The organism is Sphingomonas sp. 22R3R2A-7 (assembly GCF_036856055.1).
Taxonomy (GTDB): Bacteria; Pseudomonadota; Alphaproteobacteria; order Sphingomonadales; family Sphingomonadaceae; genus Sphingomonas.
Genome location: NZ_JASPFR010000001.1, coordinates 1,942,332 through 1,959,809 on the forward strand (window position 1 = coordinate 1,942,332; position 17,478 = coordinate 1,959,809).

Below are 17,478 nucleotides of genomic sequence, written 5' to 3' on the forward strand. Positions count from 1 at the left end.
TAAAGGCTCCTCCTTCCCTCTCCCCCAAGGGGAGAGGGACCAAGAAACCCCTCTCCCCTCGGGGGAGAGGGAGGGCCCACGCGAAGCGTGGGAGGGTGAGGGCACGTGAGGCTCGAACCCCCACCCCCACCCGTCATCCTGACGAAAGTCAGGACCCAGAGCCAAGCAGCGCCACCCCCGCAACCCTGGATCCTGACCTTCGCCAGGATGACGGAAGGGGGACCTCAAACCACCCGCACCCCCACCTTGACCCGCCGCCGCAAGCACAACTCCGTCAGCGCCCACACCAGCGCATCCGCGCGATCCGGCGAGCGCCCGGGCCCCACATACCCCCCGCTCACTAGCCCGCAGAGTTCGTCCTCCAGCGCCGGAAACGCCCCGACATGAAACACCCGCCGCCCCTCGTACAACGTCGCCACCGGCTCCGCCCGCGCCACCTTTCCGCGGCTCGCATGCACCAGCCGCACCGGCAGCGCACAGTCCGCCGCCATCAGCACGCTGCGCACCATCTCCCCGCCCTGGTTGCACTCCGCGACCACCCGGTCCGCGCCATGCCGCGCCGCACAGTCCGCCACCGCGCGCGCCCAACCTTCCGGCGACAGGCCCGAAACGCTCGCATCCTCCAGCACATAGGCAAGATCGTCCGCCCCCAGCGCGACACACACGATCCCGCACGCATCGCCGCTGGTCCCCGCCGGCGGATCGACCCCCACGACGACACGCACCAAAGCGGGCAGCGCGAAATCCGCCCCGCACCGCTGCCGTTCGAGCAGGTCGCGCGTCCACAGCGCCCCCTCGACATCGTCGATCAGCTCGCCGTCGAGCTCCTGCCGCCCCAACCGAGTCCCCGCATAGGTCGCGGTCATCGCCGCGACGAACGACGCGGGCAGGAACGGATTCTCCCCCGTCCCCCCGCGCGATTCATACAGGTCCGGCAGCGCGAGCAGCCGCCGCAACAGCGGCACCGGCCGCGGCGTCGTCGTCACCAGCACGCGCGGCCGGTCGCCGATCCGCAGCCCCATCATCAGATTGTCCCAGGTCGCGTCGCCGTACCGCCACTTGGCCAGCTCGTCGCACCACGCCGCATGATGCTCGGGCCCGCGCAGTTTCTCGGGCGCCTCCGCCGAATAGACGAACGCGCGCGCGCCGCTGTCGAACACGAACTCGCCCGCGTCGCGTCGCCAGCGATAGGTCTCGCCCGCCTGCGCCACCGCGATCAGCCCGCTCTCGCCCTCGACCATCACCTTGCGCACGTCGTCCGCGGTCCCGCCGACCATCGCGATCCGCGCGCCCGGCGTCGCGCGCGCGACCGCGCTCACCCATTCGGCGCCTGCGCGCGTCTTGCCGAACCCGCGGCCCGCGCGGATCAGCCAGACATGCCAGTCCGCCTCGGGCTCGCGCTGCCCCGGCATCGCCCAGATCGCCCAGCTCTCGTGAAACGCGCGCAGCTCGGGCTCGGGCAGCGCGCGCAGCACCGCCAGCCGATCCGCCGCCGACAGGCGCGCGAGCCGCACGAGCAGCCCCCGGTCGAACAGGACCGGTGCCATCCCCCCGCGCTCACGACCCGTCCTCCGCCGCACCCGCCTGCCCGCGCCGCGCGATCGCGTCGAGCTTGGCGACCAGCGCCGCCTCGACCTCGGCGATCGTCGCGCGCTTGCACGACGGCCCCCGCCCGCCCGCCGCCGCATCGCGTCGCCGGAACCCCAGCGCCTGCACCGCCACCCGCGGATCGAAATGCGCCCCGCGCAACTCCGCCTCCGCATCCCCGTCAGCTTCAGCCTCAGACTCCGCCTCAGCTTCCCCCTCAACTTCCCCCAGCGCATAGGCAAGCAACCGCGCCTCGAGCGTCTCGTACGCCGCCTCGATCGCCGCCGCCCAGTCCGCCGCGAACACCGCGTCGCGCGCCTTCAGCGCATGCGCCCCGCGCGGCGCCATCCCGACCGCGCGCGCCGACGCCGCGACGTTGCACGTCGCCGCCAGATGCTCGAGAAACGCGACCCGCTTGGCGGGCGTCCAGCCGCCCTTGGCGGCCTTGCGTACCTGCAACCGGCCCCCAGCTTTCCCGCCCGCCCCCGCTCCCATGCGCCATCCCCCAAATGGATCGGGCCGGTCCGCCGCCGGGGGATCACCCCGACCGCGTCCGGCCCGACTCGCAATTCGTCATCGTTCCCGTTATGTGCCAGAACAGCGTGACGATGTCAAGGGTAGATAACCGATATGGTTAGCGCGTCGGCACCGGCTCCGTGCTCGAATAGTCGTAAAAGCCGCGCTTGGTCTTGCGCCCGAACCACCCCGCCTCGACATATTTGACCAGCACCGGCGCGGGCCGGAACTTGGGATCGCCCGTCCCCTCGAACAGCACGCGCGTGATCTCGAGGCACGTGTCGAGCCCGATGAAATCGGCCAAAGTCAAAGGCCCCATCGGGTGATTGAGCCCCAGCTGGCATGCCAGATCGATGTCGCGCACCCCCGCCACGCCTTCGCCGAGCGCAAAGCACGCCTCGTTGATCATCGGCATCAGCACGCGGTTGACGATGAACCCCGGCGCGTCGTTCGCGTGCACCACCTGCTTGCCGAGCTTTTCGGCGAACGCCTCGACCGCGGCGACCGTCGCGTCCGACGTGGCGAGCCCGCGGATCAGCTCGATCGGCCGCATGACGGGGACGGGATTGAAGAAATGCACCCCCATGAACCGCGCGGCGTCGGGCGCCGCCTGCGCCAGCCGCGTGATCGGGATCGACGAGGTGTTCGACGCCAGGATCGCGTACGCTTTCAACACCTTGCCGACCTCGGCGAAGATCGTCCGCTTGATCGCCTCGCGCTCGGTCGCGGCCTCGACGACGATGAAACAGTCGCCCATCTCGGCGACGCTCGCGACCGGTTCGATGTTCGCCAGCGTCGTCTCGCGGAAGTCGGCGGTGATCTTCTCCTTCTCGACCAGCCGCGCCATCGCCTTGCCGATCCCCGCCTTGCCCGCCTCGGCCTGGGGCAGGCCCATATCGGCCAGCAGCACGCGGTACCCCGCCTGCGCGGCGACCTGCGCGATCCCCGCGCCCATCTGTCCCGCGCCGATTACGCCGATCGTCTGCATCGCACTCTCCATCTCTATTGCCGGTTGTTCGACTATGACGTCGCCCCTATCGAAGCGGGACCGTCGCCGCCAGACCGGTCAGGAGGTCGCATGCGCTATCCAGTTCTCGTTTCGCTTCTGCTCGCTACGACGGCCTGCAGCCCCAGCGGCGACACCAGCGCGCCCAACGACGCCACCGTCCCGCTCGAAACCCCCGCGCGCCCCAAGCCGCGCCCGATCGCGCGCGGGGCGGGGCCTGAAGCTCCCGCCGAACCCGCGGTCGATTCGAAGGCACGCCCCCGCCCGACCGACACGCGCAGCTTCGGCGCCTGGGGAATCGCGTGCGACAACGGCGCCTATTGCACCGCGGTCTCGATGGCGCCCGACGATTCGAGTATCGCAGAGCTGTCGATCGTCATCGAGCGCGGCCCCGCCGCCGACGCGCCCGTCACGGTCACGATCGGCAGCCCGGGCGCGCCTGTGAAGCGCGTCGTGGTCGCGATCGACGGCACCCCGCTCGCCAGCGGCAATCCGGGCGACGACCAGCGCTTCACCGTCACCGGCCCGGTCGCGATGACGCTCGCCCGCCGCCTTGCCACCGGCACCGCGATGACCGCGCGACTCGACGGCCGGACGATCCCCGTCGTCATCACCGGCGCCGCCGCCGCGCTCCGCTATGCCGACGCGCAACAGGGCCGCGCGGGCACGCCCGGCGCGCTCGTCGCGACCGGCGACAAGACGCCCGCGACCACCCCGCCCGCACTCCCGACGATCCTCGCCGCCCCGCTCACCGACCGCCGCGCGCAGGCCCCTGCCGCGCCGCTCGTCGCACAGATGCGCCAGCGCACCGGCTGTGCCGCGGACGCGTTCGGCCCCGTCACCAACGAGACCCATGCGCTCGACGCGACGACCGATCTCGTCCTGCTATCCTGCGGATCCGGCGCGTATAATGTCATCACCCGCGCGCTGATCGTCCGCGACGGCAAGGCCAGCGAAGCGCCGTTCGACCTGCCCCCGCAATTCGGCGAACCCGGCGCCAAACCCGCGCTCGTCAACGCCGGCTACGACCCGAAGACCGGACTGCTCAGCTCCTACGCCAAGGGCCGCGGCATCGGCGACTGCGGCGTCGGCCAGGACTATGTCTGGGACGGCACCCGCTTCCGCCTCGCCGAAATGCGCAAGATGGGCGACTGCCGCGGCGCGATCACCTGGCCCGTCATCTGGCGCACCACCGTCGCCCGCAACTGAAGCGCCCCGTCCCCTTCTTCTCCCGTCATCCTGACGAAAGTCAGGACCCAGAGCCAAACAGGACAGCGCCAAGTAACTCTGGGTCCTGACTTTCGTCAGGATGACGGCGCCCGCGGCTGACCACGCCCCCTACCGCCCCGCCAGTTTCACCAGCGCATCCCCCGTCAACCGCTGGATCGTCCAGTCCTCCATCCCCACCGCACCAAGCTTGCGATAGACCGCGATCGCATCCGCATTCCAGTCGAGCACCGACCATTCGAACCGCGCGCACCCGCGGTCGACCGCGATCCCCGCCAGATGCGCGAGCAGCGCGCCGCCGACCCCCTGCCCGCGCGCCTCGGGCGTCACGTACAGATCCTCCAGATACAGTCCGCGCTTCCCCGTCCAGGTCGAGAAATTGTGGAAAAACACCGCGAAACCGACCGGTCCGGCAGTCCCGTCCGCGATCACCGCCTCCGCCGCGGGGGCATCCCCGAACAGCGCCTCGCCCAGCGTCGCCTCGGTCGCCTCGACCGCATCGGGCTCGCGCTCGAACGCCGCAAGCTCGCGGACGAAGCGCAGGATCGTGCCGGTATCGGCGCGGGTGGCGGAACGGATCTGGGTCATGCGGCGGCCTCCATCGACGTCTGCGCGATATCGCGCCGCCGCGCCGCATACAGGCACGCGACGACGATGACACCCGCGCCGCACGCGGTAAACGCCGACACCCGCTCGCCGAACACCAGATAGCCGAGCCCTGCTGCATAGACGAACGAGCTATATTCGGTCGTCGCGAGAAATCCCGTGTCGCCGTGCGCATAGGCCCAGCCGAGCAGCCACAGCGACGCTGTCGCCAGCCCCGCCGCGAGCAGCAGCCGCGGCCACGTCGCCGCATCGGGGACCACCGCGAGCCACGGCGCGGCGAGCGCGAGCGTCGCGGTGATCACCATCGCCTGGAAGAACGCGATCTCGCCCGGCCGCGCCGCCTGCGCCTGCACCCGCGCGATCACGAGGTTGACCGCGTACAGCACCGCCGATCCCAGCACCGCGGCGACCCCCGCGAGGTTCGCCGCCCCCGCCGCGCCCTCGCGGCCATGCCCGATCATCACGATCGCGACCCCGCCCAGCGCGACGACCGACGCGATCACGACCTTGCGCCCGACGCGCTCGCCGAGCGTGACGGCAGCGAGCAGCAACGCGAGGATCGGCGAGATGTAGGTGAGCGAAATCGCCTGCGCCATCGGCACGCGCGCCAGCCCCCAGAAGAACAGCAGCGCCATCGCCGCGGTCACCAACCCCTGGCAAGATGGAGCTTCAGCGCCCGCCCGCTCGGCCGCCCGCTCCGCCCGAGCTTCCACGCCACCGCCCCCAGCCCGACGCTCGCCATCTGCCGCCAGAGCAGCGCGTTGTAGACCCCGATCCCCAGCACCAGCGACTTCATCACCGCGTCCATGACGGAGAACAACCCGATCCCGAGCGCCGCGACGCCGAACGCCAGCGCAGGCGAAACGCTATGCCGCGTCACGCGGACCGACCCGCCGCCGAGAAAATGCCAATACCCATCCGCCCCGCTTAACCGGCAACATCCCCTGGCGCCATCATCGTCGGGGGCGGCGGTTCCCCCGCGAAAGCGGGGCCCAGAAGCCCCAACCGCACCGCCAATAATTCTCGCCCCCCGCCTAGGAGTAAGAACGGGACGCCCCCAAAAACCCCCGTCATCCTGACGAAAGTCAGGATCCAGAGCCAAACAGCACCACCCCCGCCACCCTGGATCCTGACCTGCGTCAGGATGACGAAAAGAGGAAGCTCCGCCCTCCATTCCCGTGCCCCGCGCGCGAGGCGCGATCACCCGCGCGCCCCTCCCCGCTCGTGCTGCGCGAAGTCGAAGCACCGCCAAAGCCGCAACGTTCGTCGCCCCCACCCCGTCATCCTGACGAAAGTCAGGACCCACAGCCAAGCAACACCACCCCCGCCACCCTGGATCCTGACCTGCGTCAGGATGACGGAAGGCGAGGACGGCACGCAGGACCGCCAACCGCCTGAAAGACCCCGCTTATTCCGCCGCCATCTCCGGCACCAGCGCCGCGACCGCCGCATCCGCCGCCTCGAGCTCCGCCGCCTTGGCCTCGACCAGCTTGACGATGTGGTTCACCATGTCCGCGTCCTGGACATGATGGTCGGTCACCCCCGACAGATACACCATGTGCTTGCCGTTGCCGCCGCCGGTGATCCCGATATCGGTCTCGCGCGCCTCGCCCGGCCCGTTCACGACGCAGCCGAGCACGCTGAGCGACATCGGCGTGCGGATATGCTGCAACCGCTCCTCGAGCGCCTGGACGGTGCGGATCACGTCGAACCCCTGCCGCGCACAGCTCGGGCACGACACGACGCGCACGCCGCGGTTGCGGATGCCGAGCGCCTTCAGGATCTCGAACCCGACGCGCACTTCCTCCTCGGGCTCGGCCGACAGCGAGACGCGGATCGTGTCGCCGATGCCGTACCAGAGCAGGCTGCCCATCCCGATCGCCGACTTGACCGTGCCGCCGACGAACCCGCCCGCCTCGGTGATGCCGAGATGCAGCGGGCAGTCGACCTGTTCGGCGAGCTGCTGATAGGCCGCGACCGCGAGGAACAGGTCGGACGCCTTCACCGCGACCTTGAACTCGTGAAAGTCATGGTCCTGCAGCAACTTGATATGATCGAGCGCCGATTCGACCAGCGCATCGGGGCACGGCTCGCCATATTTCTCGAGCAGATGCCGCTCGAGGCTCCCGCCGTTCACGCCGATCCGGATCGCGCAGCCATTGGATTTCGCCGCGTCGACGACCTCCTTCACGCGGCTCGCCGAGCCGATATTGCCCGGGTTGATCCGCAGGCACGCCGCGCCCGCATCCGCCGCCTCGAGCGCGCGCTTATAGTGGAAATGGATATCCGCGACGATCGGCACGCGGCTCGCGCGGACGATCTGCTTGAGCGCGCTCGTCGATTCGACGTCGGGGCAGCTGACGCGGATGATGTCGACGCCCGCCTCTTCGCAGCGACGGATCTGGTCGACCGTCGCCTTGATGTCGTCGGTCGGCGTGTTGGTCATCGTCTGCACGGTGACGGGCGCATCGCCGCCGACGGGGACGTTGCCGACCATGATCTGGCGGCTCGTACGGCGGGTGATATCGCGCCAGGGACGAAGGGACATGAAGATTCCTCGTGGGTTCACCGCCGTATATAGCGGCTGGAGGCGGCGAGCGAAACAACGCTGGCACATGCCGTCGCACGGCCATAGGTTGCCGCATCTCAGCGGAGCCCGATCGATGACCCTGTCCCTCTACGATGCGACGATCCCCTCCAACCTCCAGGTCCTGCGCGCGCTCGACGCGTTGCTCGACAAGGCGGAAGGCTTCGCCGCCGAGCGCGGGATCGACCCCGCCACGCTGATCGACGCGAAGCTCGCCGACGACATGCTCCCCTTCGGCTATCAGGTGAAGTCGTGCGTCGCGCACTCGGCGGGCGGCGTGCAGGGCGTCCGCGACGGCGTCTTCTCGCCCGACCGCAGCGCGTGGCCGACCGATTTCGCCGGGCTCCACGCCGCGGTCCAGGGCGCGATCGCGACGCTCGAGGCCTATGATCCGGCCGAGTTCGACACGCTCGCCACCGCCGCGACGAAGTTCGAATTCGGCAGCTATGTCATGCCCTTCACCGGCGCCAACTTCCTTTTGTCCTTCTCGCAGCCCAATTTCTACTTCCACGCCAGCATCGCCTACGCGATCCTGCGCGCGCAGGGCGTACCACTCGGCAAACGCGACTTCCTCGGCGTCCCCCGCATGGCCGCCTGAGCGAGAAAAACGCTCGCTCCGTACCCGCCCCGGCGAACCACCTCAAAATCCTCCCCCGCAAGGGGGAGGTGGCAGGCGCAGCCTGACGGAGGGGGCGGCAAGCACGAACTCCTGTTGCGCGTCCTCCCCTCCGACGCCTCAGGCGCCACCTCCCCCTGGCGGGGGAGGATGTAGAACCTTGAGCCCCCCCGACCGCCCCAAGCTTGCAGCCCCGTCCCCCGCCGCCTAGGGCGCTGCGATGACCCGGCATTACGGCATGGACTGGCTGCGGATCGGCGCCTTCGCCCTGCTGATCCTTTACCATATCGCGATGGTCTTCGTGCCGTGGAACTTCCATGTGAAGTCGTCGCATGTCGAGGACTGGGTGCGGTTGCCGATGCTCGCCGCCAACGCGTGGCGGCTGACGTTGCTGTTCGTCGTGTCGGGCTATGCCAGCCGCGCGCTGCTCCGCCGGTCGAGCGGCCCGGTCCGCTTCTTCGCGACGCGCTGCTACCGGCTGCTCGTGCCGCTCGCCTTCGGCCTCGTCGTCATCGTCCCCCCGCAACCCTGGGTCGAGCTCGTCACGCGGCACGGCTATGCGGGCGGCTATTGGACGTTCTGGACGCACGACGCGTTCCGCTTCGCCCCGCTCGACGGCCTGTGGCTGCCCGCCTGGAACCACCTCTGGTTCGTCGTCTATCTCTTTGTCTACACGACGGTCCTGACGCTCGGCGTCGCGCTGGTCCGCGGGCCCCGCAGCCTGCGCAGCCACCAGAATGTCCGCAGCCGCGGCGCGCAGCGGCTGTTCGACCGCGTCTTCGGCGGCTGGCTGGTGCTGGTCCTGCCGCTCGCCTGGCTGATCTTCGTCCATGGCTGGTGGCTGCGCATGGCGGGCGAGAGCCAGGCACTGTTCGGCGACTGGCTCGCGCACGTCACCTATTTCCCCGCCTTCCTGTTCGGCTTCGGTCTCGCGCGCTCCGAACCCGCGATCGCGGCGATCGCGCGGCTGTGGAAGATCGGCGCCGGGCTCGCGCTGCTCGGCTATGCGACGATCCTCGGGATCGAGCTTGGCTGGCCCGCGGGCGTCGCCACGCCGCGCTGGGTCTATACGCCCTACGGCATCGCGCATGCGCTCGAGCAATGGGGCGGGATCGTCGCGCTGATCGGGCTCGCCGAACGCCATCTCAACCGCGACCATCGCTGGCGGCCGATGCTGACCGAGGCGGTTTTCCCCTTCTACCTGATCCACCAGACGATCATCGTCCTCGTCATGTACGCGCTGCTCCCCGCCGGCCTTCCCGGCTGGGCGGAGTTCACGCTCCTGCTGGTCGCGACCGTCGCGGGCTGCTTCGCCTTCTACCGGATCGGCCGCAGGGTCGCCCCCTTGCGCCCGCTGATCGGGCTGCGTCTCCACCTTCGTCCCACCCCGCCAACCTTGTGAAAGCCCCCATGCCCCAACCCAACTGGACCCTCGTCATCCACGGCGGCGCGGGCAAGCTCGACCGCGAGATGCTCTCCGCCGACCAGGATTCGGGCGCGCGCGCCGGCCTGTCGCGCGCACTCGACGCCGGCTCCGCGGTGCTTTCGGGCGGCGGCACCGCGCTCGACGCGGTCGAGGCCGCGGTCCGCGTGCTCGAGGATGATCCGCACTTCAATTCGGGCCGCGGCGCGGTCTTCACGCATGACGGCGGGATTGAGCTCGACGCCGCGATCATGGACGGCCGTACGCGCGCCGCAGGCGCCGTCGCCGCCGCCACCGCGACGCGCAGCCCGGTCGGCCTCGCCCGCGCGATCCTCGACGACGGCCGCCACGTCTTCCTCGCAAGTACCGGCGCGGACGCGTTTTCGCGCGAGCACGGCCTCGAACAGGCGGAGCAGGACTGGTTCGCCACCGACGAACGCCGCCGCCAGTTCGCCGAGCTTCAGGCGAGCGGCGACATGTTCGACGTCGACATGAAATACGGCACCGTCGGCGCGGTCGCCTGCGACGTGCACGGCCATGTCGCCGCCGCCACCTCGACCGGCGGTGTCACCGGCAAGCGCTGGGGCCGGATCGGCGATTCGCCCGTCATCGGTGCTGGCACCTTCGCCGACGACCGCGCCTGCGCGGTGTCGTGCACCGGCTCGGGCGAGTTCTTCCTGCGCGTCGGGGTCGGGCACGAGATCGCCGCGCGCGTCCGCCTGACCGGCGAGCCGCTCCAGGCCGCGACCGAGGCGGTCCTCGCCGAAGTCCGCGCGCTTGGCGGCACCGGCGGCGCGATCGTCGTCGCCCCCGATGGCACCATGGCCTGGTCGTTCACCACGCCGGGCATGTACCGCGGCACCGCGTCCGCAAAGGGCGCGCGCAGCGTCGCCATCTACGCTAGTGAGACCCTATGATTCGCAAGTCCCTGACCGCGCTCGGCATCCTCGCCGCGACCGCGCTGACCGCCGCCCCCGCCACCGCCTATTGGGAATATGGCCACGAGACGGTCGCGCAGATCGCCTATGCCAATGTCGCGCCGCGCACGAAGGTCGCGATCCGCCGCATCCTCGCGCAGCAGGCGCTGCTTGACACCCCCGAATGCCCGGCCGGCACGATCGAAGAGGCAAGCGTCTGGGCGGACTGCGTCAAGCCGCTCAAGACCGCCGACGGCAAGTCGCGCTTCGGCTTTGCGTACAGCTGGCATTACCAGAATGTCGATGTCTGCGCGCCGTTCGACCTGACGCCTGCCTGCAAGGACGGCGACTGCGTCTCCGCGCAGATCGACCGCGACGTGACCTTGCTCCGCGACCGCCGGACGTCGCCGCACGACCGCGTCCAGGCGCTCGCCTTCCTCATCCACTTCGTCGGCGACCTCCACCAGCCGCTCCACGCGGGCGATCGTCATGACAAGGGCGGCAACGACGTGAAGACCGATTACGGCATCTACGCCCCCGCGCGGCTCAATCTCCACTCGGTCTGGGACGGCACGCTCGCCGAACGCGCGATCTCCGCGCCCCCTCGCTCGTCCGCCGCTACCCCGCCGCCGAACGCGCGCGCATCGCGGCCGGCACCGTCGCCGACTGGAGCCGCGAAAGCTGGCAGGTCGCGCACGACGTCACCTATGCGTCGGCACTGGGCGGCGACGCCTGCAGCCCCGTCCCCCCGCGCGTGAAGCTCGACGAAGCGACGATCGCCCGCATCGCCCCCGTCTCGCGCGAAGAAGTCCGCAAAGGCGGCCTCCGCCTCGCCAAACTCCTAGACAAGGCCCTCAGCTAAAACCCCTCTCCCCTCGGGGGAGAGGGAGGAGCCCATGCGCCCTTGCGCATGGGAGGGTGAGGGGAATGAGGCTCGGGACATGGATCCCAACGCCCCCTCACCCTCCCGTCGCAAGCGCTCCTCCTTCCCTCTCCCCCAGGGGGAGAGGGAAAAGGCCCTCAGTTCAGCACGATCGTAACCGCCCGGCGATTCTCCGCCCAGGCCGAGTCGTCCGACCCCTGCGCCACCGGCCGCTCCGACCCATAGCTGATCGTCGTCATCCGCGACGCCGACACGCCGCGTGCGGCGAGGTAATTCTTCGCCGAATTGGCGCGCCGGTCGCCGAGCGCGAGATTATACTCGCGCGTGCCGCGCTCGTCGCAATGCCCCTCGATCGTGATCCGGACATTGGGGTTGCGCGCCAGCCGCTCGGCCTGGCTGTCGAGGATCGCGCGCGCGGTCGGATCGATATCGTACATGTCGAGCGCGAAGTTGACCGTGTTGCTCTGCACCGAGCGGCGGAAATCGGCGTCCGACCCGGGCACGATCGCACCGTTTGCGCCGCCATTGGGCAGGCCGCCGGTCGGATCGACCCCCGCCGACAGAATCGACCGGCGCCGGCGGCAAGGTCGCGGGCCGCTTCTTGGCGCAACCGGCGACGGCGATCAGCGCGGTCGCGCACAGCAGCGTTGTCGTGAACTTGGCCATGTAATCTTCTCCCGTGATCGGAACATATTCGAACATAGATTGCAGAGTCGGTCTAGGGTCGCAGCGGACCCCAGGCCGGATCGGACCCGTCGAGCGGCGTCGGAATCTTGCGCTCGTTGACACCCGTCAGGTCGACCGACCACAGATCCGCCTTGCCGCCACCACCGCGTCCGGAGCGGAAGAAGTTGATCACGCGGCCGTTCGGCGACCAGCTCGGCCCCTCGTCCTGCCAGTCGTTGGTCAGCAGCTTCTCGCCCCCGCCGCTCGGGCTCATGATCCCGATCCGGAACCCGCCGCCGAGCTTGGTGAACGCGATCAGGTCGCCGCGCGGGCTCCACACCGGCGTCGCATAGCGCCCGCCGCCAAAGCTGATCCGCTGCTGGTTCGATCCGTCGGCGTTCATGACATAGATCTGCTGCCCGCCCGACCGGTCGCTCTCGAACACGATTTTCGATCCGTCGGGCGAATAGCTCCCGCCCGTATCGATCCCGGGCGAGTTGGTCAGCCGCTGCGGCGCGCCGCCCTGGCTCGACACGCGGTACACGTCGGTATTGCCGCCCTGTGCCATCGAGAACAGGATGTTGCGGCCATCGGGCGAGAAGCGCGGCGCAAAGGTCAGGCTCGCATTCTGCACCACGAGCCGCTGCCGCCCGGTGCCGATGTCATAGACATAGATCGCCGGCCGGTTGTTCACATAGCTCATATACACGATCGACTGCTGGTTCGGCGCGAAGCGCGGCGTCAGCACGATCGACTGGCCATTGGTCAGGAACCGGTGGTTCGCACCGTCCTGGTCCATGATTGCCAGCCGCTTGATGCGGCGGTTCTTCGGCCCCGTCTCGGACACATAGACGACGCGGCTGTCGAAATAGGCGCCCTCGCCGGTCAGTCGCGTATAGACCATGTCCGCGCATTTATGCCCCGCACGCCGCCAGTCCGACGGCGGCACGACGAACCCCTGCCGCGTCAGCTCGGCGCGCGACGACACGTCGTACAGATAGCAGCCGACGGTCAGGTTCCCGTCGCCATTCGCGCGGATGAACCCCTGCACCAGCGCCTGCGCACCCGTGCTGCCCCAGTAGTCGAACCCCGGCGCGGTGACCTCGGGAAAGCCGATCGCGCGCAGCTGCCCGGGGGCGAGCGGCGTGAACAGACCCGAATTGCGCAGGTCGTTGGTGACGATATCGGCGAGCTGCCGCCCGAGCACGTCGGTCGACCCCGCCGGTGTCGACACCACCGCGGAGGTCGGCATCACCGGCACCGCGATCGGCATCGGCGCGGAGATCCCGCCCGTCACGTCGACCACCAGCCCGCCGGCCTGATCGTCCGCCGCCGGCGCGCCCGCGGGCGCTGCCTGAGGTGCCGGCGCAGTCTGTGCGTTGACGGAGGCCGCGAATATGCAGGCCAGGACGCCAGCCGAGGCGAGAACCGCGCGCACCCGTACGCGACGCTCCACCCCGGCGAAGGCCGGGGCCCAATTGGGGGACATTGCTGACAAGGGTCCGCGCATCGTTAGTGAAGCCTCTCCTATTGGGCCCCGGCCTTCGCCGGGGTGGCGACGCGTATGCGGCGAGCCTGTGACGCGCAAACCGCTGATCGATCGGAACATAACGGACATCCTCATCCGGGAAGCTTGTAGCGCAGGCTGAATTTGCTCCAGCCATTCTGCACGTCATACAGGTCGTCGGGCAAACCGCGCAGCGGCGAACAGCCGGTAAACGTCGCGATCGCCAGGTCGTCGACGCGCGCGACATAGCGGCGATTCTCGTCGTCGACGCCGGCATGGTCGCTGATCGTCGGCCGCGCGGCAAGCGATCCGTCGCGATTGAGCCGCAGGTTGATCGTCACGCGGATCCGCTCCGCGCCCGGCCCCGGCGTCACCTGCCGGTTCGCGCAGGGCTGCACCTGGCGCAGGATCGCCGAGCCGATATTGGCCGCCGCCTGCGCGCCGAGCTTGGCTGCCTTGGGCGCCTCCGACTTGCTTGGCGACGGATCCGCCGACAGCCCTTTGAGGAAATTGTCGCCAAGCCGCGACCCGCGCGGCCGCGCCGCCTTGGCGTCCGCAGTCGACCCGCTGCCCTTGCTCGTCGACGGTTTCGCCGCAGTCGAGGACGACGACGAGGACGAGGATTTTGATGCCGAAGCCTTCGACGGCGCCGCACTCTTCGCAGGCGCGGGCTTGGCCGCAGGCTTCGCCGGCGCAGGTTTCGCCGGCGCGGGCTTGGCAGGCGCTGGCTTTGCAGGCGCGGGTTGCGGCTTGGCCACGGGCTTCGGCACCGGCGCAGGCTTTGCGACGGGCTTCGGCGGCGCCGGCCTGGGCTTGGCCACCGGTTTCGGCTCGGGCTTGGGAACGGGCTGCGGCTTGGGCGGCGCGGGTTTGGGCGGCGCCGGCTGGGGTGGCGGCGGTGCAGGATCGGGCTGCGGCGCGGGCTCCGCCTCGTCGGGCGCGGGCGGCGCGGCATCCTCGGGCGCGCCCTCGTCGGGTGCAACCGATTCGGCCGGCGTCTCGGCCGATTGCGGCGCGGTCGCCTCGAGCGCCACGTCGGGGACGAGGCTGATGTCGATCGGCTGCTGCTCGACCTTCGGCAGCTCGGGCGCATCGAGAAAGCCGACCGACAACAGGCCGAACAGCAGGACGTGCCCGGCGAGCGCGACGCCCAGCCCGATCTTTTCGGAACGATCCATCACGACAGGCCCGTCATCGGCATCAGTTCTGGTTGCCCTCGACCGTCACCAGCGCGACGCGGTTCAGCCCGGCGCGGTTCAGTTCGCCCATCACGCGCATCACGCGCCCGTAATCGAGCTGGCGATCCGCGCGCAGCAGCACCTGCGGCTCGTTGCCCACCGCGCGGCTCGCCGCGATCGCCGCCAGCCGCACGGGCAGCGCGTCCTCGCTAACCTGGTCGGTGTCGATGAACACCGCACCCGTCCCGTCCATCGAGATCTCGACCGGCTTCTGCTCCTGTTCCAGCGCCTTGGCGCGCGCGTCGGGCAGGTTCACCGGCACGCCCGCGGTCATCAGCGGCGCGGTCACCATGAAGATGATCAGCAGCACGAGCATCACGTCGACCAGCGGCGTGACGTTGATGTCCGCCATCGGAGCACGACGACCGCGGCCGCGCGACGAGGGAAGGTTCATCGCCACCTCACGCGCCTCGCACGGGCAGCGGACACGCCCCGACGCCGCTCATCGCGAGCCGTCCAGCTGGCGCGACAGCGTCGCGTGGAAGCCGTCGGCGAAGCGGTTCAGGCTCGCCTCGATCCGGTTGATGCCGTGGCTGAAGCGGTTGTACGCGATCACCGCCGGAATGGCCGCGAACAGGCCGATCGCGGTCGCGAACAGCGCCTCCGCGATCCCCGGCGCGACCACCGCCAGCGACGTGTTCTGCGCCGCCGCGATGCTCGTGAAGCTGCGCATGATGCCCCAGACGGTGCCGAACAGCCCGACGAACGGCGCCACCGACCCGACCGTCGCGAGCACGTTCAGCCGGTCCGACAGCCGGTCGATCTCGTGCGCGGTCGCCGCACCCATCGTCGTCGCCAGCCGCTCGCGCGTGCCGCTCTTGTCGATCGTGCCGCCCGCGGTCGATCGCCGCCACTCGGTCACGCCCGCCGCGAAGACGCGCGCGGACGGCAGGTCGGTCTCGCTCTCGGCCTTGTAGAACACGTCGATGTCCTCGGCCTTCCAGAAGTCGCGCTCGAACCGCACCAGTCCCTTGCGCGTCTTGCCGATCCGCCGCCAGAACGCGACGATCAGCGCCCATGTCCAGATGCTGGCGAGCAACAGCCCGATCATCACGCCCTTCACCACCCAGTCGGCCTGGAGGAACAGGTGGATCGGCGACAGCGTCGCGCTATCCATAGTCAGAACCGGATTCATGCTTCCCCCTGCCAGACAAGGCGTTCGTAGATGTCAGTCCATGCGCGTGGCTGGCGACGCGGCCGGCCGTTGGGGGCGATCAAGGCCGCCACCACGTCCGCCTCTGCCAAGACAACCCCGCCGCACATGACTCGTTGATGAATGGCCACGCTGGCCGCGCGGACCTGCGTGATCCGCGAGACGATCACCAGCGCGTCGTCGAGCCGCGCGGGCGCGGCATAGCGGATGTTGAGACTGGCGATCGCATAGGACCCCTCGCCCGCGTCGAACGCGGCGCGCTGGTCGATCCCGCCGACGCGCAGCATGTCCGACCGCGCGCGCTCCATGTAGCGCAGATAGTTGGCGTGATAGACGACGCCCGACAGGTCGGTGTCCTCGAAATACACGCGCAGCGCGAACCGGTGCTCGCGCCCCGCAAAGCGCCCTCCCGCCGGTTGATCCTGGTCTGCGTCCGCCATTCCCGCGGCTGTTAACCCAACCATCGCCGCGAAGAAAGCATTCGCGCGACACGTCCGTCATTTGGCCGTCGGTGGGTCCGGGGAATCACAGCCACGCCGCAGCGGCGATCGGGGCCGGACGTGGTCGCGCCCCGATCGGGAGATTAGTTATTGAAAGACGCTGGGATCGAGCTGCAGCTGCGGACGCGGCGCTGCCGGCGCGACGGGCAATGGCGGCTGCGAGACCGGCTTCAGCTGCGCCTGCAACCCGCTCGCGGGATAGGATACCGGCGTCGCGCGCGGGGCCGGCGTCATGCCAGTGGGCGCGACGGGGACCGCGCCGTTGCTCGCGAACACCACGCGCTGCGTCGCCAGCGGCTGCGTCGCGGTGCCGCGCCACGCGTCGAACGCGCGATAGAAATCGGTGAAGGGCTGCTCGAGCATCGGCAGCCGCGTCGCCGCAAAGCTCGCGAGCATCGGCCCCGGCACGCTCGCGCCCTCCGCGAGCACGCGCCCCGCCGCCTGGCAGAACGCATCGCGCGACGGCGACTGCGAGAAGAAATTGTACAGCCGCGTCATCGAATCGTCGTAGCGATCCTGCCAGTCGCCGCCGCCCGCGCGATATTCCGCCGAATAGGTCGCCTCGGCCTTCGCCAGCACGGGCTTCTGCGCGGCGAGCATCGCGTTATACCCCGCGACGATTACCGCCTCGTCCGCGCCCCGACACGCCAGCGCGGCGACGTTGAGCGCGGCGCGCAGATGCCAGATCTTCGCCGATTCGGTCAGGTTGCGGTTCGGCGTCGGATAGGTGCCGTCGGCGAGCACCGCGGGGATTTTCATCCCCGGAAACGCACCCTTGGGGAGCGGCGCTGCGACCGGCACCGGCGCGACCGGCGTCGGCGCGGGCGCTGCGACCTCGACGGGTTTCGAGGCGCACCCGGCGAGCAGGGCTGCGGTCACGGCTACCATCGCAAACTGACGCTTCATCGACTCAAGTCCTCGCTGTCCCCCGACAGATTCAGAACTGCCCCGATAAGGTTAACACGGTATAAACCCCGCGCACGCCCGCAACCCGAATGCGACGAACGGCATGATCGCAGCGGGTTATTGCAACAAATACCGCCCGG

At 69.8% G+C, this 17,478-nt stretch carries 17 protein-coding genes and 2 pseudogenes; 5 read left to right on the forward strand and 14 right to left on the reverse strand.

Annotation, left to right across the window (positions count from 1 at the left end; genetic code table 11):
* Positions 1 to 224: 224 nt before the first annotated feature.
* From QP165_RS09175 to QP165_RS09185, 3 genes are all read right to left on the reverse strand, one after another.
* Positions 225 to 1,547, reverse strand: a complete 1,323-nt coding sequence (locus QP165_RS09175; protein ID WP_333995324.1) for a DNA-packaging protein — start codon at positions 1,545 to 1,547, stop codon at positions 225 to 227.
* Between the two features lie 10 nt (positions 1,548 to 1,557).
* On the reverse strand, positions 1,558 to 2,082 hold the full coding sequence (locus tag QP165_RS09180; protein ID WP_333995325.1) for a hypothetical protein: 525 nt from the start codon (positions 2,080 to 2,082) through the stop codon (positions 1,558 to 1,560).
* A 139-nt stretch (positions 2,083 to 2,221) separates the two neighbouring features.
* Positions 2,222 to 3,091 carry a 3-hydroxyacyl-CoA dehydrogenase NAD-binding domain-containing protein gene (locus tag QP165_RS09185; protein ID WP_333995326.1) on the reverse strand — a complete coding sequence of 290 codons (870 nt, stop codon included), beginning with the start codon at positions 3,089 to 3,091 and terminating at the stop codon, positions 2,222 to 2,224.
* Positions 3,092 to 3,181: 90 nt separating this feature from the next.
* Here QP165_RS09185 and QP165_RS09190 point away from each other — a divergent pair, with 90 nt between their 5' ends.
* Positions 3,182 to 4,318: a DUF1176 domain-containing protein gene (locus tag QP165_RS09190; RefSeq protein WP_333995327.1), complete on the forward strand. Its 1,137-nt coding sequence runs from the start codon at positions 3,182 to 3,184 to the stop codon at positions 4,316 to 4,318.
* A 129-nt stretch (positions 4,319 to 4,447) separates the two neighbouring features.
* Here the strand turns inward: QP165_RS09190 and QP165_RS09195 are convergent, their stop codons facing one another.
* The 4 genes from QP165_RS09195 to ispG all read right to left on the reverse strand — a co-directional run bounded on the left by QP165_RS09195 (position 4,448) and on the right by ispG (position 7,490).
* Positions 4,448 to 4,924 (reverse strand): GNAT family N-acetyltransferase, encoded by a 477-nt coding sequence (locus QP165_RS09195; RefSeq protein ID WP_333995328.1) that lies wholly within the window; start codon positions 4,922 to 4,924, stop codon positions 4,448 to 4,450.
* Positions 4,921 to 5,589, reverse strand: coding sequence for a DMT family transporter (locus QP165_RS09200; RefSeq protein WP_333995329.1), 669 nt, complete (start codon positions 5,587 to 5,589; stop codon positions 4,921 to 4,923). Before QP165_RS09200 ends, QP165_RS09195 begins: the two co-directional genes overlap by 4 nt.
* Positions 5,586 to 5,822, reverse strand: a complete 237-nt coding sequence (locus QP165_RS09205; RefSeq protein WP_333995330.1) for a hypothetical protein — start codon at positions 5,820 to 5,822, stop codon at positions 5,586 to 5,588. The genes QP165_RS09200 and QP165_RS09205 overlap by 4 nt, the downstream gene beginning before the upstream one ends.
* Before the next feature lie 528 nt (positions 5,823 to 6,350).
* A complete protein-coding gene (ispG, locus tag QP165_RS09210; RefSeq protein WP_333995332.1) occupies positions 6,351 to 7,490 on the reverse strand; it encodes a flavodoxin-dependent (E)-4-hydroxy-3-methylbut-2-enyl-diphosphate synthase in 1,140 nt (379 codons plus the stop codon).
* Positions 7,491 to 7,605: 115 nt separating this feature from the next.
* Here ispG and QP165_RS09215 point away from each other — a divergent pair, with 115 nt between their 5' ends.
* From QP165_RS09215 to QP165_RS09230, 4 genes and pseudogenes are all read left to right on the forward strand, one after another.
* Complete coding sequence (locus QP165_RS09215) at positions 7,606 to 8,127, forward strand: DUF1993 domain-containing protein (protein WP_333995333.1); 522 nt, start codon at positions 7,606 to 7,608, stop codon at positions 8,125 to 8,127.
* A gap of 238 nt (positions 8,128 to 8,365) precedes the next feature.
* Positions 8,366 to 9,547 (forward strand): acyltransferase family protein, encoded by a 1,182-nt coding sequence (locus tag QP165_RS09220; RefSeq protein WP_333995334.1) that lies wholly within the window; start codon positions 8,366 to 8,368, stop codon positions 9,545 to 9,547.
* Positions 9,548 to 9,555: 8 nt separating this feature from the next.
* Positions 9,556 to 10,485: an isoaspartyl peptidase/L-asparaginase family protein gene (locus QP165_RS09225; protein WP_333995335.1), complete on the forward strand. Its 930-nt coding sequence runs from the start codon at positions 9,556 to 9,558 to the stop codon at positions 10,483 to 10,485.
* Positions 10,482 to 11,347: pseudogene (locus QP165_RS09230) on the forward strand (S1/P1 nuclease). Before QP165_RS09225 ends, QP165_RS09230 begins: the two are co-directional and overlap by 4 nt.
* Before the next feature lie 158 nt (positions 11,348 to 11,505).
* On the opposite strand, the pseudogene pal reads toward QP165_RS09230, so the two are convergent.
* The 7 genes and pseudogenes from pal to QP165_RS09265 all read right to left on the reverse strand — a co-directional run bounded on the left by pal (position 11,506) and on the right by QP165_RS09265 (position 17,338).
* Positions 11,506 to 12,034, reverse strand: a pseudogene (gene pal / locus QP165_RS09235) (peptidoglycan-associated lipoprotein Pal).
* A 52-nt stretch (positions 12,035 to 12,086) separates the two neighbouring features.
* Positions 12,087 to 13,472, reverse strand: coding sequence for a Tol-Pal system beta propeller repeat protein TolB (gene tolB / locus QP165_RS09240; protein WP_443019276.1), 1,386 nt, complete (start codon positions 13,470 to 13,472; stop codon positions 12,087 to 12,089).
* A 182-nt stretch (positions 13,473 to 13,654) separates the two neighbouring features.
* A complete protein-coding gene (locus tag QP165_RS09245) occupies positions 13,655 to 14,719 on the reverse strand; it encodes a cell envelope biogenesis protein TolA (RefSeq protein ID WP_333995337.1) in 1,065 nt (354 codons plus the stop codon).
* 22 nt (positions 14,720 to 14,741) lie between these two features.
* Positions 14,742 to 15,179, reverse strand: coding sequence for a protein TolR (gene tolR, locus QP165_RS09250; RefSeq protein WP_056017509.1), 438 nt, complete (start codon positions 15,177 to 15,179; stop codon positions 14,742 to 14,744).
* Between the two features lie 42 nt (positions 15,180 to 15,221).
* The gene (gene tolQ / locus QP165_RS09255) at positions 15,222 to 15,914 is read right to left on the reverse strand and encodes a protein TolQ (protein ID WP_056017512.1); all 693 of its coding nucleotides are present in this window, start codon (positions 15,912 to 15,914) and stop codon (positions 15,222 to 15,224) included.
* The gene (locus tag QP165_RS09260) at positions 15,911 to 16,372 is read right to left on the reverse strand and encodes a YbgC/FadM family acyl-CoA thioesterase (protein ID WP_333995338.1); all 462 of its coding nucleotides are present in this window, start codon (positions 16,370 to 16,372) and stop codon (positions 15,911 to 15,913) included. Before QP165_RS09260 ends, tolQ begins: the two co-directional genes overlap by 4 nt.
* Before the next feature lie 147 nt (positions 16,373 to 16,519).
* Positions 16,520 to 17,338: a hypothetical protein gene (locus tag QP165_RS09265; protein ID WP_333995339.1), complete on the reverse strand. Its 819-nt coding sequence runs from the start codon at positions 17,336 to 17,338 to the stop codon at positions 16,520 to 16,522.
* Between the last annotated feature and the right edge of the window lie 140 nt (positions 17,339 to 17,478).